The 15,702-nt window shown below is 45.2% G+C and carries 15 protein-coding genes; 9 read left to right on the top strand and 6 right to left on the bottom strand.

The genetic code is table 11. From position 1 onward, the window contains the following. Positions 1–127: 127 nt before the first annotated feature. The 4 genes from amaB (at position 128) to OP864_RS09870 (ending at position 3,628) form a co-directional block, all read left to right on the top strand. Complete coding sequence (amaB, locus tag OP864_RS09855; protein WP_270098035.1) at positions 128–1,681, top strand: L-piperidine-6-carboxylate dehydrogenase; 1,554 nt, start codon at positions 128–130, stop codon at positions 1,679–1,681. Positions 1,682–1,818: 137 nt separating this feature from the next. Further along, positions 1,819–2,397, top strand: a complete 579-nt coding sequence (locus tag OP864_RS09860; RefSeq protein WP_270098036.1) for an RNA polymerase sigma factor — start codon at positions 1,819–1,821, stop codon at positions 2,395–2,397. Beyond that, positions 2,372–3,040, top strand: a complete 669-nt coding sequence (locus OP864_RS09865; protein ID WP_270098037.1) for a hypothetical protein — start codon at positions 2,372–2,374, stop codon at positions 3,038–3,040. Before OP864_RS09860 ends, OP864_RS09865 begins: the two co-directional genes overlap by 26 nt. 48 nt (positions 3,041–3,088) lie before the next feature. After that, entirely contained in the window at positions 3,089–3,628 is a 540-nt protein-coding gene (locus tag OP864_RS09870) for a hypothetical protein (RefSeq protein WP_270098038.1), read from the top strand. Between the two features lie 219 nt (positions 3,629–3,847). Here OP864_RS09870 and OP864_RS09875 read toward each other — a convergent pair whose 3' ends face one another. Together OP864_RS09875 and OP864_RS09880 are read right to left on the bottom strand one after the other, a co-directional pair. After that, complete coding sequence (locus tag OP864_RS09875; protein WP_270098039.1) at positions 3,848–4,168, bottom strand: hypothetical protein; 321 nt, start codon at positions 4,166–4,168, stop codon at positions 3,848–3,850. 172 nt (positions 4,169–4,340) lie between these two features. Next, positions 4,341–4,901, bottom strand: coding sequence for a DUF1415 domain-containing protein (locus tag OP864_RS09880; protein WP_270098040.1), 561 nt, complete (start codon positions 4,899–4,901; stop codon positions 4,341–4,343). Between the two features lie 53 nt (positions 4,902–4,954). On the opposite strand from OP864_RS09880, the gene OP864_RS09885 reads away from it, so the two are divergent. Both OP864_RS09885 and serC read left to right on the top strand, forming a co-directional pair. After that, complete coding sequence (locus tag OP864_RS09885; RefSeq protein WP_002658138.1) at positions 4,955–5,296, top strand: nucleotide pyrophosphohydrolase; 342 nt, start codon at positions 4,955–4,957, stop codon at positions 5,294–5,296. 28 nt (positions 5,297–5,324) lie between these two features. After that, positions 5,325–6,392: a 3-phosphoserine/phosphohydroxythreonine transaminase gene (serC, locus tag OP864_RS09890; RefSeq protein WP_270098042.1), complete on the top strand. Its 1,068-nt coding sequence runs from the start codon at positions 5,325–5,327 to the stop codon at positions 6,390–6,392. 88 nt (positions 6,393–6,480) lie between these two features. Here serC and OP864_RS09895 read toward each other — a convergent pair whose 3' ends face one another. Then, on the bottom strand, positions 6,481–6,651 hold the full coding sequence (locus OP864_RS09895; protein WP_270098043.1) for a hypothetical protein: 171 nt from the start codon (positions 6,649–6,651) through the stop codon (positions 6,481–6,483). A 943-nt stretch (positions 6,652–7,594) separates the two neighbouring features. Here OP864_RS09895 and OP864_RS09900 point away from each other — a divergent pair. From OP864_RS09900 to OP864_RS09910, 3 genes are read left to right on the top strand one after another with little or no spacing between them, the layout of a single operon-like run. Continuing rightward, on the top strand, positions 7,595–8,179 hold the full coding sequence (locus OP864_RS09900; protein WP_270098044.1) for a TetR/AcrR family transcriptional regulator: 585 nt from the start codon (positions 7,595–7,597) through the stop codon (positions 8,177–8,179). A gap of 30 nt (positions 8,180–8,209) precedes the next feature. After that, the gene (locus OP864_RS09905; protein WP_270098045.1) at positions 8,210–10,618 is read left to right on the top strand and encodes a 3-hydroxyacyl-CoA dehydrogenase/enoyl-CoA hydratase family protein; all 2,409 of its coding nucleotides are present in this window, start codon (positions 8,210–8,212) and stop codon (positions 10,616–10,618) included. A 48-nt stretch (positions 10,619–10,666) separates the two neighbouring features. Next, the gene (locus OP864_RS09910; RefSeq protein WP_270098046.1) at positions 10,667–11,836 is read left to right on the top strand and encodes a thiolase family protein; all 1,170 of its coding nucleotides are present in this window, start codon (positions 10,667–10,669) and stop codon (positions 11,834–11,836) included. Between the two features lie 303 nt (positions 11,837–12,139). Here OP864_RS09910 and OP864_RS09915 read toward each other — a convergent pair whose 3' ends face one another. From OP864_RS09915 to OP864_RS09925, 3 genes are all read right to left on the bottom strand, one after another. After that, complete coding sequence (locus tag OP864_RS09915) at positions 12,140–14,050, bottom strand: hypothetical protein (RefSeq protein WP_270098047.1); 1,911 nt, start codon at positions 14,048–14,050, stop codon at positions 12,140–12,142. Between the two features lie 18 nt (positions 14,051–14,068). Then, entirely contained in the window at positions 14,069–14,788 is a 720-nt protein-coding gene (locus tag OP864_RS09920) for a hypothetical protein (RefSeq protein ID WP_270098049.1), read from the bottom strand. 69 nt (positions 14,789–14,857) lie between these two features. Continuing rightward, positions 14,858–15,670: a hypothetical protein gene (locus OP864_RS09925; protein ID WP_270098050.1), complete on the bottom strand. Its 813-nt coding sequence runs from the start codon at positions 15,668–15,670 to the stop codon at positions 14,858–14,860. Positions 15,671–15,702: the final 32 nt, after the last annotated feature.

Genomic DNA, 15,702 nt, shown 5'->3' on the forward strand with positions numbered 1-15,702 from the left:
CGCAGGGAGGGGCAGCCCCAAAACAATAAGAATAGAATAAAAACAAGCCTTTAGTTCCTCCCTATTTGGCAGAACTTTCGGTTTCTGTTATCTTTGAAAAGATTTTTGAACACAAAATTACAGCAACATGCAAACAGCAGAGCAAATTGACATGAGCCAAGTGCTCAAAGAACTAGGATTGGCCGAGGTCAATGCCGGTAGCAGCACAGGCTTAGAGGATTTTCATGAGGCCAATGCGCCCCTGATTTCTTCCTACTCTCCAGTAGATGGCGCCTTGATCGCTAAGGTATATGCCACTAGCCAGGCCGAATATGAGCGTATCGTATCGGCTGGACAGGCCGCTTTTAAGAGCTGGAGAACTACGCCTGCCCCTCAACGTGGCGAAATCGTTCGCCAATATGGAGAAGCATTGCGCCGCCACAAAGACGCTTTGGGCCGCCTAGTGTCTTATGAAATGGGAAAAAGCCTGCAAGAAGGCTGGGGTGAAGTACAGGAAATGATTGATATCTGTGACTTTGCTGTTGGACTTTCGCGCCAACTTTATGGCCTCAGCATGAAATCGGAGCGCCCCAACCACAGAATGTATGAACAATGGCATCCGCTAGGGATCGTAGGGATTATCTCTGCCTTTAATTTCCCCGTGGCCGTTTGGTCTTGGAATGCCATGATTGCCCTTGTTTGTGGCGATGTTTGTATCTGGAAAGGCTCTGAGAAAGCGCCTCTTTGCGCCATCGCTTGCCAGAATATCTTGAAAGAGGTTTTGCAAGAGAATAAATTGCCCGAAGGACTTTCGGCAATCGTTACTGGCGATTATCATGTAGGGGAATGGATGACCAATGACGAGCGCATTCCATTGATTTCTGCTACAGGTTCTAGCCGTATGGGCCGCATTGTGGGCCAAACAGTAGCTGGCCGCTTTGGTAAAACCCTTTTGGAATTGGGCGGAAACAACGCCATTATCGTTACGCCTCAGGCTGACCTAAAAGTGACCCTAACCGCTACCATCTTTGGTGCCGTAGGTACTTGCGGACAGCGTTGTACGTCTACTCGTCGCCTCATCGTTCACGATTCTGTTTATGATAAAGTAAAAGAGTTGTTGGTGAATGCTTACCCCCAACTTCGCATTGGTAATCCTTTGGACCAGAATAACCATGTTGGTCCATTGATCGACCAAGATTCTGTAAACACTTATCTAGCCGCTATTGAAGCCGCTAAAGCCGCTGGCGGAAACGTCTTGGTTGAAGGGGGTGTATTGGAAGGTGAAGGTTACGAAAGCGGTTGCTATGTGAAGCCTTGTTTGATTGAGGTAAGCGAGCAATTTGATATCGTAAAAACAGAAACTTTTGCCCCTATTCTTTACTTGCTCAAGTACAGCGATTTGGAAGAGGCTATCGCCATGCAAAATGATGTTCCTCAGGGATTGTCTTCGGCCATTATGACCGACTCTATCCGCGAGGCCGAGCTCTTCCTTTCTTCTCAGGGTTCTGATTGCGGAATTGCCAACGTAAATATTGGTACTTCTGGAGCTGAAATTGGAGGTGCTTTTGGTGGAGAAAAAGAAACTGGTGGAGGACGTGAGTCGGGCTCTGACGCTTGGAAGGCCTATATGCGTCGCCAAACCAATACGATTAACTATGGTGCAGATGTACCTTTGGCGCAGGGAATCAAATTTGATTTCTAAGCTAAATAGCTAATTACTAAGGGGCTGCGGAAGATCTTTCGCAGCCCTTTTTTTGTATAATAAGTCAGGAAAAATAAACTGCTATTAAACCTCGGCCCTTTTTGGGTATCCTAGAAGCAAAACAAGGAAGATGGTCTATGAACAAAATGAAAATGGCCCTAGAAGAAAGTAGTTATCTACAGCCAGAAGAGCAAGAGTTGCTACAGCAACTCCAAATGCCGCTAAGCTTCGAGCGTGCTTTTAGTCAGTTGGTGCAACAATATCAAGAGCGCCTATACTGGCATTTGAGAGGAATGCTAGGCCCTCATGAAGAAGCCGATGAGGTCTTGCAAAATACCTTTATTAAGGTCTATAAGGGGATAGATAAGTTTAGAGGACAGTCTAAACTCTATACCTGGCTCTACCGAATTGCCACCAATGAGGCCCTGAGCCACTTGCGCAAGCGCAAGCGGCATCGGACCGAAAGTCTGGAGCTTTTGGACCATCAGGCGCCCGCCCAGGCCGATAGCTATTTGCCCGCAGAAGATATTGAAAACCTATTGCAAGAGGCCATCGCTCTTTTGCCCGATAGACAGCGACAAGTATTTTTGCTTCGCTACTATGATGAAATGCCCTATCAAGATATGGCCGAGGTCCTAGAACTTTCGGTCGGTAGCCTGAAGGCTAGTTATCATCATGCCGTGAAAAAAATTGAAAACTACATTAAACAGCAATAAGATGAAGGACCCCAAAAAAGGAGCAGAAGTTTGGGCCGAACTAGCGGATATGAGTCCGCTCTTGGCCAAGCATCGGCAGCCCTTGCCCCAAAGTCGAACTGCTCCCCCCAAGGATTATTTTCGAAAATTGCCCCAGCGCCTAGAAGAGCGCCTGCAGGCCGAAGACGAACTGACTGAAATCAGTCCCTTTTTGGCCCAACATAAAAAGCCCTTAGCGGAAGAGCGCAGCGCCCCCCCAATTGGCTACTTTGAGCAAAACCTCTTGGACCTCAAGAAGAATAGAGCTCGGAAAAAGAAGAACCGCCTTTGGCCAAAATTAGGCCTAGCTGCCTCTGTGGCCCTATTGGCGGGAGCCCTTAGCTTTTGGCTATTCTCCAATCCTCGGCTCAACAACAACAGCATGGCCATCAATAGCGAAATGGCCGAAACTTACCTCTTGGCTGAACTCGATGATTTGCCTATGGATGACCTCATGGCTTATGTCGATGATCAGACCTTGGACCAACTAGAAGCCAATTTGCTTCCCCCAGCCAATGGCATTAGTCTAGAAAACGAACTACTAGAAGAAACAAACAACGATGAGCTTCAAGAATATCTAGAGCTGGACGAGCTAGATGAACTTGAAGATGATTTGCTCAATTAAACTGCTTCAACAGGCAGTTCCTAAACAACAATCTAAATTCTGATGACTATGAAGTATCTATCATTCATGATGCTGCTCTTTTTGGGTGGCTTGGGCCTCAATGCACAACCCCCGGTAGATGGCCCCAGAGAAGACGGTCCCCGCAAGGAGCGTATGGAAGCCCTTCGCATTGCGTACTTGACCAAAGAGCTAGATCTATCTAGCGATGAGGCTAAAAAGTTTTGGCCTGTATATGAGGCCTTTAAAGAAGAGAAAAAAGCTTTGCGCAAAGCAGGCAAAGCCCTACATCAAAAAGACTTGGCCCTGATGTCAGACAAAGAGGTAGAGGGCATTTTTGAGGAGCAGATGAAGCTCAAAGAAAAGCATATTGCCCTAGAGCGCAAATACCATAAAGAGTTTAAGAAGGTACTTCCCCTAAGAAAAGTACTCATGCTTCAAAAGGCTGAAAGAGGCTTTAAAAGAGAGGTGCTCAAGGCCATGAAAGGCCATCGTAGAGGTGGAAAACATCATGGCGGCAAGCACCGTAGAGGGGGCAAGCATCATCGCGGAGAGCGTGGCGATGGTCCTCCTCCGCCCCCTAGAGATTAGGGTTAATCTCAGTCATGCTTTGGAAAAGAAGGTCTGCTTTGGCGGGCCTTTTTTTTTGTTTTGGGGCCTGCCGCCTTCGGCGGCCGGGCCCTTTCAGGGCTCGCAGGTCTGCTCGGCCCTTCGCTTTTTTCGCTACGCTCAAAAAGCTTGGTCTGCCGCTTCGCGGCCCCCTTTCAGGCCCCTAGGCCGAAGCGCGGGGCTTGGGTTGGGCCTTCCTTTCTACCAAGGAGAGACCCCATCCTCTTCATCGGCTTCTTTTTGGGGATAAGCTTGGCGGTAGGTCCATTTTTCTTTGGCCCGAGCAATAAACAATTGGGCCAGTAAAACATTGATGGCTTCATTTTGGGGCTGCTCCAAAATCTGTCGGACCTTATGCTCAGCAATGTCCCAGCGGTAACAAAGCTGAAAAAAAGCCTCTTGTAAGGGATCTAGATAGGAGAGCAGCGCTTGGGCCAAAGCTTCTTCTAATTGGGCCTCTTCTTGGGCCTGTAAAGCGGGGAAATCTTTGGCCAAAATACTCAGTAGGGCAGGAGTAGACATAAGCGTATTTTTTGGATGTAGAGGAGCGAAGCGACTGGCTGAGGGATGGAAAAGGGTGGCCCGAAGGGCCAGACCCAGCAAAAATGCGAAGCATTTTTGCGCAGGGCCGAGCAGACCTGCGAGCCCTGACACAGCCCGACCCGCCCGCAGGGCGGGGCAGCCCCAAAAAAAATTAATCCTCAGTGAGATAGCAAGCCTGTAGTTTTTGGGCCCAATAGCTAGGGGGCTGTTCATTGAGTAGGGCTTGATTTCGGATAGGAATATTTTCGGGCTGGGGATAATGGGCTAGGGCCAGTTCCATTTCTGCCTCTCTGATGAGGTGGAGCATGGGAAAGGGCGAGCGGTTGCTATAATGGCTGCTGGCCTGTTCATCTTCGCCAGCAAAAAGGTATTCGGGATGAAAACTGGCGAGTTGATAATGGCCGCGCAAATTGAGTTGGTCAATGAGCAGATCGGCCAGATCGAGCAGGTCTAGATAATCAAAAAAGTTGGCAAAGCCGCTTTCAAAAATGAGCAAGCTCGTACTAATTTCTGGATGAGCTTGTAGTTCTTGCAAAGCCTGTTCAAGGTCCAGCAGGGCCGCTTCTACGGTTTGGGCCTTAGAGCTGTGGTAGGCAATGCGATTTTGGCGGTGTGGGGCATAGGCAAAAGGGCAAAGTTGGAGGTCGAGCACCACTGATTTTAGCCAAGCTTGGGTAGCTGGAATCGCCTTAGAATTTTTATTTTCTTGCATAAAAGCTTATTTTGAACAAGTTCTGGACGAAGATAAAGAATGCAAATTAGAATATGGAAATAAAAGAAGCACAGGCCGCCGTAGACCATTGGATCAAGACGGTAGGCGTTCGTTATTATAATGAGTTGACCAATACGGCCATCTTGATGGAAGAGGTGGGGGAGTTGGCTCGTTTGATGGCTCGAATTTATGGGGAGCAATCCTTCAAACGGGCAGAAGATGAGGCGAATGCTCAGGAGAACTTGGGCAGTGAGATGGGCGATATTTTATTTGTATTGCTCTGTTTGGCCAATCAGACCGGGGTAGATTTGGGCCAAGCCTTGGAGGATATTATGGAAAAGCGCAAAATTCGGGATGCCGAGCGGCATGCCAACAACCCCAAATTGAAATCATAGGCCCTAGTTGGCTGACAAAAAGAACCTTATGAAGAAGCATAATTTTTCGGCTGGACCAGCCATTTTACCTGCCACAGTTTTGGCCGAAGCGGCCGAGGCGGTAAAAGAATTTGGACAAGAAGGGCTATCTATTTTAGAGATGTCGCATCGTTCTAAGCCGATTACGGCTGTAGTGGATGAGGCTAGGGATTTGGTGCGGGAGCTCTTGGAGCTAGAAGATGACTTTGAGGTACTTTTCCTAACGGGGGGGGCTTCCTCGCAGTTTTTTATGGTCCCGATGAACTTATTGGGAGAAGGCGAAACGGCGGCCTATATTGATACGGGGACATGGTCGACCAAAGCCATCAAGGAGGCCAAAAACTTTGGAGAGGTAGTCGTTGTGGGTAGTTCTGCGGATAAAGACTATACGTATATTCCCAAAGCTTGTCAGATTCCGGCCCATTGCAAATACCTGCATATAACGACCAACAACACCGTTCGGGGGAGTCAGTTTCATCATTTGCCAGAGCGTCCCGAGGGTTGTTTATTGGTTGCGGATATGTCATCAGACATTTTTAGCTGTCCGATTGACGCCAACCAATACGACTTAATTTATGCTGGGGCGCAGAAGAACTTGGGGCCAGCGGGAGTGACCTTAGTGATTGTGCGCAAATCTATTTTGGGTAACATCCAGCGTCAGATTCCGACCATGCTCGATTATCAGACGCATGTCAAAAAGGGCTCGATGTTTAACACGCCGCCGGTATATCCCATTTATGTATCTATGTTGACCTTGCGTTGGATTCAGGGGCAGGGGGGCTTAAAGGCCATGCAGCGTCGGAATAAAGAAAAGGCCGATTTATTGTATCAGGCGGTAGAGGCGCATCCTCATTTCCGGCCCACCGTAGCCAAGGCGGATCGTTCTATCATGAACGCCTGTTTTGTGGCGGATACGGCAGCGCATGAGGCGGCCTTTTTGGCCTATTGCGAGGCCAATGGCATTAGTGGTTTGAAGGGTCACCGATCGGTGGGGGGCTTTCGGGCCTCTATGTACAATGCCATGGATTTGGCATCGGTGCAACATCTCGTTGATTTGCTGAACAACTTTAAGCCATAGGGAAAAGCAAAAGCCCTCGCCTGAAATTGGGCGAGGGCTTTCTTTCTAAGAATAGCTTGTACTTATTCAAAAATGACGCTATTGGCTTCTAAGACGAGCTGAGATCCTTCCCCGCCTTTATATTCGCTATAGGGGGGGCTTTTGTGGGCTCGCCATTGAGGTCGATCACCCAGAAGTGATGAACTGGAGCATCTTCTACTAGGCCCATCTCTACAACATTTTCATCGGCAGAAATATTGGTCCAGTAGTTTTGGTCCATAAAAAAGTAGGCTTGGTCCTCTACGTCTTTGGTTTGTGCTTTCTGGCTAATATGGGCTTGTCCTTTGTCATCGTAACGGACCGAAAGCTGTACTTTTTTGCCATCAAAGTTATAGGTTTTACCTATCTCATAATGTTGGGCAAAAAGAAAAGAACTGCAGAATAGGCAGAGGGATAAAAGTAAGTGTTTTATTGTGTTTTCTTGTGAAATTATAAAATACTTTAAGATAGTTGTTTTTTATTTACAAGTAGTAGTTGAGATGGTCTTTTTTATGGAATTAGGTCATTTTCTGGGGCTTGCCGCCTTCGGCGGCCGGGCCCTTTCAGGGCTCGCATGTTTGCTCGGCCCTGCGCCGCTTTCAGCGGCTGGGTCTGCCGCTGCGCGGCACCCTTTCAGGCCCCTAAGCCTGCGGCCCTGCGGGCCTTTTTACTGTAGGTTGAAACCTACAGCAACAATGGTATTGCTTCGCAATGCTTATAAATGAGGGTTGAAACCCTCATGAAGTTAACGCCATCCTTTAGAGCGCAAGGCCAGCTATATGAACAGTGGAGGCCCTTTAGGGCTGACTCCATTGGATTAGCCTAGGGGCTTGTCCCTAGGCGATGAACAGCAGGCGGCAAAGCCGCCATGGCCGAAGGCCAAACGGCCTAGCGATGTGCAGCAGTGGCCCGCAGGGCCAGACCGAGCCGCTGAAAGCGGCGAAGGGCCGAGCGAACAGCGAGCTGTGGAACGTAGCGCCCGCCGCAGGCGGGAGGCCCCAAAACAACAGCGAGCTGCGACAACCAGCCTCAAAGAGGCGCCAGTTCGACGAAGTAAACGACAACAAGGCCTTTAGGCCGCAGTTCGACGACTAAAAGGAGTAAGGCCCCAAAGAAAAAGGCAAAAAAAATTTGGAATCGAACAAACGTTTGGTAAATTTGCCAAAGCAACAAACCAAATAAAAATGCCCGTACAAAAGATTACGAAAGAGGAAATTGTGCGAAAAGCGATTATTGTTTTTCGAAAGCAAGGATACAACAAAACCTCTATGCGTGATTTGGCCCAGGCTTGCGGCTTGCAAAAGGGGAGTTTTTATCATTATTTTTCTTCTAAAGAGGCCTTAATGTTGGAGGTCTTGACTACCTTATTGGAGTATTATCGCAAAAAGATTTTTGCCATTGCCTATGAGGAGGAGAGGAGTCCCTTGGCGCGTTTACAAGCTTTTTTTGACCAACAAGCGCCCATATTTACGCAAGATTTGGCGGGTTGTCTGTTTGGTAATATTACCTTAGAAACCATTTCTGTAGAGCCTGAATTTAGGCGGGTATTGCAAGCTTTTTTTGAAGATTGGATAGCCGCTTTTGCCCATTTATTTCTGCGGGCCGGAGCCTCTGAAGAGGAGGCGGTCAAGGCGGCTCGGCAGACGGTTATGCAGATAGAAGGCGCATTAATGATGATGCGTGTTTTTCAAGATATTAAATTGTTAGGCTCGGCCTGCAATTGGGCCCTAGAGCGGCTCAAGCGTTGGCCAAAAGCCGAAAAAAAATAATTCCTTCATTAAATTAATTAGAATCACAAGATGAGCAGACGGATTAGTAAAGTCGCTGTACTCGGATCTGGTGTTATGGGAATGGGTATTGCTGCCCATTGTGCAAACATTGGACTAGAGGTATTGCTATTGGACATTGTTCCTTTTGACCTTTCTGAAGAGGAAAAGCAAAACCCTGCAGCGCGCAATCGATTGGCCGATCAGGCCCTTAAAGCCGCTGTTAAGGCCAAGAAAATTGAGCCCTTTTATGATCCTGCTTTTGCTAGCCGTGTAAGCACGGGCAACTTTGAGGATGATTTCCATAAAATTGCTGATTGCGATTGGATTATTGAGGTTGTTGTAGAGCGCCTCGATATTAAGCAAAAGGTATTTGCACAGGTAGAAAAATATCGTAAGGCTGGGGCTATTGTGAGCTCAAACACCTCGGGTATTCCCATTTCTATGATGCTAGAAGGACGTAGCGAAGATTTTCAGAAGAACTTCTGTGGGACGCACTTTTTCAACCCCCCTCGTTACCTCCAACTTCTCGAAATTATTCCCACAAAAAAGACCGATCCTGCATTGATCGACTTTTTTATGGATTATGGTAGCCGTTTCCTTGGGAAGCAAACGGTACTTTGTAAAGATACTCCCGCCTTTATCGCTAACCGCGTAGGGGTATATGCTATGGCCAAGATTTTCCAATTGACGGAAGAGCTTGGTCTTTCTATTGAAGAGGTAGATCAGTTGACTGGCCCAGCGCTTGGCCGCCCTAAAACGGGAACTTTTGCCTTGGCTGATTTGGTGGGTCTAGATACTGCCGAAAAAGTAATCAAGGGCATTAAGGATAACTGCCCAACTGATGAGCAAGCTGCCGCTTTTGAAGTACCTGCTTATCTACAGTTTTTGCTAGAGAACAAATTTTTGGGGAACAAAACCAAAAAAGGGTTCTATGAGCGCACTAAACAAAAAGATGAGAATGGCCGCAAAATTAAGTTGGCCCTCAATCTAGCCAGTCAGGAGTATGCTCCTGCTCAGCGTGTGAAGACTGCACTTTTGGGCGATCTCAAAAATGTTTCTGGTCTAGCGGGCAAGGTGAAAACCTTCTTCAAAGATAAATATCAAGAGGACAAAGGGGCCGAGTTGGTTCGCCGCTCATTGTTGGGCCTTTTTGCTTATGTGTCTAATCGCATTCCCGAAATCTCTGATCAGTTGTTTAGCATTGATGATGCTTTGCGTGCTGGTTTTGCATGGAAAGTTGGTCCTTTCCAATACTGGGACATGATTGGCCTAGAAAAAGCTGTTGAATTGGCTGAGGCCGATGGACAAACAGTTGCCGCTTGGGTAAAAGAAATGATTGCTGCAGGTCATACTAGCTTCTATAAGGTGATCAATGGCGTAACCAACTACTATAATGTAGACAGCAAATCTTATCAGCCCGTACCCGGTGCCGAGCAGTCTATTATCTTGGACAATATCCGGGATAAGTCTGTAGTTTGGGAAAACAGCGATGTTCAGCTACACGATATTGGAGACCAAGTGCTTTGCTTGGAGTTCCGTTCTTACCAAAACACTTTGGGAGAGGGGGTCGTTCGTGGTGTCATGCAAGCTATTGAAATTGCTGAGCAAGGAGACTGGAGAGGTTTGGTGATTGGTAACAATGCCACGAACTTCTCTGTTGGGGCCAACTTGATGTTGATTGCCCAGATGGCTTATGAGCAAGATTTTGATGAGCTCAATATGGCTATCCACGCTTTCCAGCAAATGAATATGCGCGTACGCTACTCTAGCATTCCCGTTGTAGTTGCTACTCAAGGATTCACCTTTGGTGGAGGTTGCGAAATGGCCATGCATGCCGATGCTGTCATTGCTTCTGCCGAATCTTATATTGGTTTGGTTGAGGTAGGTGTTGGTTTGATCCCCGGTGGTGCTGGAACCAAAGAGTTTGCTCTCCGTGCCTCAGATAGCTTCCACAAAGAGGATGTATATGTTCCCAAATTGATCGACCGTTTCAAAACGATCGCTATGGCTTCTGTGGCTACCTCGGCCCCCAAAGCCTTCAATGAAGGATACCTCCGTCATGGAATCGATCAAGTATCTGTAAATACGAGCCTCACGCTTCAAAAAGCGAAGCAAAAGGTGATTGCTTTGGCCAATGCGGGTTATGTACAGCCAGCTAGCCGCCATGATATCGAAGTATTGGGCCGTGGTGGTCTAGGCGCACTTTATGTAGCTGCCGAAAGCCTCCGCCTAGGTCGCTATGCTAGCGATCACGATATCAAGATTGCTAAAAAAGTAGCTTATGTGCTTTGCGGTGGAGATCTTTCTGCCCAGCAAAAAGTATCGGAGCAATATCTACTCGATATCGAAAGAGAGGCCTTCTTGCAGCTTTGTGGCGAGCAAAAGACCCTCGAGCGTATCCAAGCCATGCTCACCACCGGCAGACCTTTGCGTAACTAAGCCGAGCGACTCATTATTATTTCAGACTTTAAAGATGCTAATATAAATATGGATGCATATATCGTAGCGGGCTATCGTACCGCTGTAGGACGTGCCAAGAAAGGAGGTTTTCGCTTTATGCGCTCTGATGATTTGGCCGTAGAGGTAATCCAACACCTCCTCAAAAAAGTAGAAGGCGTAGAAGCCGATATGGTAGATGATGTTTTGGTAGGTTGTGCCAACCCCGAAGGGGAGCAGGGCCTCCAAATCGGTCGCCAAATCTCTATGCGCGCCCTGAGCAAATCAGTAGCTGGGGTAACCGTAAACCGCTATTGTGCTTCTGGCCTCGAAACAATTGCTATGGCTACAGCTAAGATTAAGGCCGGTATGGGCCATATCTTTGTGGCCGGTGGTGCCGAGAGCATGAGTATGATTCCCATGACGGGCTATAAGTTGGCCCCCAACTATAATGTAGCTTCTACTACTCCCGATTATTTGGTGGGTATGGGACTTACTGCCGAGGCGGTGAGCAATAAATACAACATTTCTAGAGAGGACCAAGATGAGTTCGCTTATCTTTCTCATGTGAAGGCCGCCAAAGCTTTGGATGAAGGCTATTTCAATGATCAGATTGTCCCTGTAGATGTTCAGGAGGTTTATGTAGAAAATGGCCAGCGCAAAGAGCGCAACTGGACCGTTGCCCAGGATGAAGGGGTGCGCCGTAGCACTACTCCCGAGGCTTTGGCTAAATTGCGTCCCGTTTTTGCCCAAGGAGGTAGCGTTACCGCAGGTAATTCTTCTCAAACTTCTGATGGCGCTGCCTTCGTTTTGGTGGTTTCTGAAGAAATGGTCAAGCAACTCAATCTACAACCTATCGCTCGCCTAGCCGCTTGCGCCGTAGGTGGTGTAGAGCCCTTGTATATGGGGATTGGTCCCTGCGTGGCCATCCCCAAAGCGCTCAAGCAAGCTGGTTTGCAGTTGGGCGATATCGACCAAATTGAATTGAATGAGGCTTTTGCCGCTCAATCTTTGGCCGTTATCCGCGAGGCGGGCCTAGATCCCAATATCGTGAACGTTAATGGAGGCGCTATCGCTCTTGGCCACCCCTTGGGATGTACCGGCGCGAAGTTGTCTATCCAACTCCTCAACGAAATGCGTCGCCGTAACCAAAAATACGGTATGGTGACGGCCTGTGTTGGTGGTGGACAAGGTATTGCGGGTATCTACGAGCTACTCTAGATTAAGGAATACTTAAATGTTGAAAGACCTGCTCCTGCTCTGGAGTAGGTCTTTTTCTTTCTAATTGAGGCTGTTTTTGGGCTTGCCGCCTTCGGCGGCCGGGCTGTGTCAGGGCTCGCAAGTCTGCTCGGCCCTGCGCAAAATTCGCTACGCTCATTTTGCTGGGTCTGCGGCTACGCCGCCCCCTTTTCCATCCCTAAGCCTGCGGCGGCTTCGCCGCCTGCTAGCTGTGGCTGCTGCTTGAAACCAGCAGCTATGCAACAGCGGCATTGCTCCGCAATGCTACCAGAATGAGAGTTGATTTTACTCTTTAAGCAAAACAAAGTAACCTGCCATATCTTTTGATGCTGTGCGTTTAACTTCGTTCAGCTTATAGCGGAGAGGATGAAAATCTTTGCCTTTCAGTTCTTTGAGGTGGTTATTTAAGCGTTCTGTCAATTTTTGGCAGACCTCCTTAACTGTACCTTCATTGTATGAATGTCTAAAAGTAGCTCTGAAAATCAATTGTGTAGCCTTGGTAGTTGCTATTCGTCTTGCCATCTCCTTGATTTTAGCCTGAAAGCTATCGAGAAAAATTCCACCAAACTCCTTTTCATATCTGCTCTCCTCTTTACTGTAAATACCAAAGGTATTACTGAGTAGATAGGTCTTATTCAGTTGAAGGTCCTGACCAAAAGCAACATTTTTATCACTCAACTCTTTTTTTGTCTGAATTTCTTTCTTGGACTTATCAGTCTTGGCAATTTCCTCATGAAAATCAGCAGCATCCGCTCTAGCTGCAATGAGCGTAAGAACTATCTCTTCATCCACTCCATACCGTCTTGCATTATTGGCAAAGCCCTTTATTTTACCTAATAGCTCATGCTCCGCAATAATTTCTTTTAACTCCTTAAGAGAGCCATATTTTACTGTTGTTGGGTCAATTCCAAAAGTTCTGGCTTTGGCTTGAAGAGCTATTCTTTCTTTTTGCTCTTCTCGATCTTGGGCCTCTTGTCTCCGTCTTTTGGCTAAGGAGTTGGCATATTGAGAAGCTGTAGAGGGGTAACCATCTTTAGTTTGATTAAAATTAGCTTTTTTGTCTTTACCTCTACTTTCTTCTTTAGGTTTTGTCATCAATGATTCATAATTCTGGGATACATCATATTGGTCCATCCCCGTACTTGCTGCGCCTTGACCTTTGTAGCTAATAGTTGTATTGGGAAATACTTTTTTTAACTCAAGAAGAGATGCAACTTGAGTCGTTTTCTCAGGGAATGCTATTCTAAAAATCTCTTTATTGATATCTTCATCATTTGTAAACTTTGTCTTAATAACTTTTGATGGATCAACCATATTTCCATCCAGCGGAAAAGCGGTATATTCACAAATTTGAACAACTGAGGTATTGGATTTTTCAAAAAGTTCTTGTAATGAGGCTTTCATTAAACGATCGACATTTTTGCTCAAATCTATATTTGATTTATTAGCTTCATTGGATGCAGATCTTAAAAGCCTTGAAAAAGTAAAAAGCTGAATGTATTTTTTTTCTAAGCTTAGATTATTATTGTCATTTATGTATTCAGCCCATAGATCAAGCTTTTCGGCTAGTATAGCTACTGATTCACATTGAGTAATAACACCAACCATAATTTTTTTTCGAATATCTAATTCTAAGGCAACACTTAATTTGGCTTTGTTAATTATTGGTTGAGTTGGACTCAATAGGCTTAAGATGTCTATAAAGTCATCCAAGAAGGGTAAGTGGGTTTGAGTTAACTCTATTACTTTAGTAGTAATTTTTTCACAGATATAACCTTTAATGCCTTCATTATAAGAAGAAATTTTTTTAGATAAGTCTAGACTTTCTACAATGACTTTAGCGTACTCAAGAGAGGCTTGACTTATCTGGAAAATGTTAATTAGTATAATATTCAGTCTATTAGTATATGATGTGACTTGATTTTGAACGTTTATAAGTAGTTGGGTTAGTGATAAATCAGTTATCTCGTTGAGATCTAATTTCTCAAGAATATGTTTAGCCTTGGTTGTAGTTGAAATAAAAGTTGTGAGTTCTTCTTTTTGTTGTACGTAAAAACTTAATTGGTCAGATAATTCTTGATCTAAAGGGTTGTTAATTTGTTGTTTACGAAGCTTATATACAAGTTTTTTATAATTTTCTTGTTCTTCTTTTAAGGCAACTAAAAGTCTGTTGATTTCTATTAGTATTTTATCCATAGAACTAGTTTTTATATGTTACTCATTGTAGATTGATTGGATAAAAAAATCTGGTAAGAATGATTTTTTAGCATTTAGGCTGTCCGCCATATCTAATCCAAGGTTTATTGTCATATCATGCTTAAATGACAAAAGAAAATTTCCATTCATGTCAAAAAAAGATCTTCTTTGTATATTTGGGGAACTCGTCACTAGAGGGTGAGCTAATTCATGCTCTAATATTTTGGATATGACTTTAGAACTAAAATTGATGAAATCTTTGAAGTTTTTTCTATTTCCATAGAGAGCTATTGTTTTTATTGTTTCTTGGTGTTTAGTATCAATGGAATGATACATTATTTGATATCTTTGCAAAAGACTATTCTTTTTGTCAAAAAGATGAAGTCCTTGAAAGGAGTCTATTGAAATAGGGTAAAATGCTGTGATATGAGTAGAGTTGTAGGATTTTTCCTTACTATTAGTAGTAGAACTGCTTCGTCTTAATTTGATAGTCGCACTGCTAGAGTCTTTATTTGGGGTATATTGTATTAGCTCCATTTCTATTACATCATTTTCCCTTTTGCTGCTAGATAGCCTTGTAATCTTCCCATCGGTCCAAGTTGTGTCGCGTATAACAATAGGTTCGGCTAGACTATCCTTCTCTATAGTTTTTTGAGGGGGTTCCTCTCCACAGCTACTGAAAAATAAAAAGCCACTCATGCTTAGTAGAAGCAAGCTCATTTTAGATAGATATTCCATAGTCTTTGAATTTAGTTTTAAGTTCATTTTTAAGTGATTGTAATTTATTCGAACTTTGGTTTAAGTCATTTAATAAAGTGTGGAGCTCCCCCGAACTTCATCCAAATTCCCCTCTACCGTTCGGTTTTTTAAATGCTGTTTTAGCTTAGCCACAATCTTAATGAGTCGAGGCTCTTTGGCCTTTACCGCTGCTACAAAAGCGCTGTATTTCCTCTGTTTTTTTTCACTGATTTCCTCCAATTTGTCTTGCAGGGATTTAGAGAGTTTTAGTAATCGAAGTGATAGTTGATAATGTCGCTCTTCAATTTTTTCTGGCGTTTTGGCCTTAAGTATGGGAATGACATTTTTGGCGACCAAGGCAAAGGTTTTCTTGTAGGCCCGGATAATGCTAATCATCTTTTGATCATCATTTTCTTGGTCTACTTCGGCCTCTATTTGGTCAATTTCTTTTGCTTCTAGACCTACTTCTTCTAGCCCCAAATCTCCCTTAAAGATGTCTACCGCAAAGCCCAATTTCTTAAATAGCTTTTTGCCGTTTTTCTTCATCTTTGCAGGCTTGCCCTTGCCGTCATTTAAGGCAATACGCATAATGGGCGGCTGCCCCTCTACTTCCTGAAAATAACAGACTCCCTTGGCAAAGTCTTTTTCTGCCTTTCGGTCAGTTTTTAGCCTCTTATAATATTTCATTAGGGAACCAGATAATTTGCCCAGCAAAATTAACGTCCCTAGCGAACCACAACTAAAAGTATAATCAGATAAAACGACTACGCCAGTTTGCCCAAAGGCAGCAGCCCGTTTCACCTCTCGCTCAATCAACTTGATGTACTGCACTTCGGTCAAGTCTTTTAGCTCATCTAACTTAATTTTAGATTTAAAAGCCATACGCTAAAGTTTTTACGGTTATTAGATACGAC

Origin of the sequence: Saprospira grandis, from assembly GCF_027594745.1 — a bacterium.
In the GTDB taxonomy this organism is placed as follows: Bacteria; Bacteroidota; Bacteroidia; order Chitinophagales; family Saprospiraceae; genus Saprospira; species Saprospira grandis.